This is a genomic window from Rhizobium giardinii bv. giardinii H152 (assembly GCF_000379605.1).
In the GTDB taxonomy this organism is placed as follows: Bacteria; Pseudomonadota; Alphaproteobacteria; order Rhizobiales; family Rhizobiaceae; genus Pararhizobium; species Pararhizobium giardinii.
On record NZ_KB902665.1, the window covers coordinates 1 to 1,032 of the forward strand.

A 1,032-nucleotide genomic window follows, 5' to 3' on the forward strand; every position below is an offset into this window, starting at 1 on the left:
AACTCGCCTGGCCTTGATGTCGGGAGGTTCGCGATTTGCGACGGTCCTTTTATGGCAGCGCTGGATGAGTTTGATATCGTGATCAAGGGCCAAGGAGGACATGCTGCCAGCCCTCATCGCAACATCGATCCGATCGTGATTGCAGGACAAATCATTGTTGGCCTGCAGCCCTTGGTTTCACGATCGACGAATCCACTCGAATCTTTGGTCGTCTCGATTACCAAGATGCACGCCGGGGAATCCTATAATGTTATTCCCGAGACTGCGACTTTGTCCGGGACAGTCAGAACATTGAAGCATGAGCTTCGAGGCTTGGCTGAGACGCAAATACCTGCCGTAGCGCGCGGGATAGCAAGCGGATATGGCGCGGAGATCGAATTTAAATACCGCAGGATTGATCCCATCATGACCAACTCTCCTGAGGAGACGAATCTCGCCATCAGCGCCGCGCGCAATCTGGTCGGTCCAATCTGCGTCGATGACCAGTTCGCGCCCGTCATGGGATCGGAAGACTTCGCGTTCATGCTCGAAGCTCGACCCGGTGCGATGATTTTCATTGGCAACGGTTCAACAGCTTCCCTCCATAACCCAACATACGACTTCAACGATGAGGCTCTTCCCTACGGGATCGGATACTGGGCGAACCTTGTAAAGACAGTCCTACCAGCCCCCTTGTGATAGCGGAGTTCTCATGCTGTAGCTCGGCGACTCCCGTCTGCCAGAAATATCCGCTCTCCTGCCATCTGTTCGGCGCGGTTCAGGGGCACAGAGCGATCACTCCAACGCCGTCCTCAATTGCGATCTCAGTTTCAAATGGCTTCGATAGCTCCTGGATCCGTAGCAAAATGGCCCGGCCTTGCTGTCCGCGGGCAAGCTGCGGGACACCGCGATTGGCAAAACTTTTCGAGTGGCCAAGTTCGATAGGATACAACCGCGTTTCCGCGAGCTGATTATTTGCAAACCGGCTCACTGCAATAACGCTCTCGTAGAATAACGGATCAGTAAAACCCGCGTCCGTCTCATATCCTTCTG

Annotated in this window: 1 protein-coding gene and 1 pseudogene; one reads left to right on the plus strand and one right to left on the minus strand. The window is 54.3% G+C overall.

What is annotated here, in order from left to right; genetic code table 11:
* Positions 1 to 678: amidohydrolase (locus A3AY_RS0114560; RefSeq protein WP_018326389.1), on the plus strand; the 678-nt coding region annotated here is incomplete at its 5' end.
* Between the two features lie 79 nt (positions 679 to 757).
* On the opposite strand, the pseudogene A3AY_RS40145 reads toward A3AY_RS0114560, so the two are convergent.
* Positions 758 to 1,032: pseudogene (locus A3AY_RS40145) on the minus strand (CapA family protein); the annotation flags it as partial.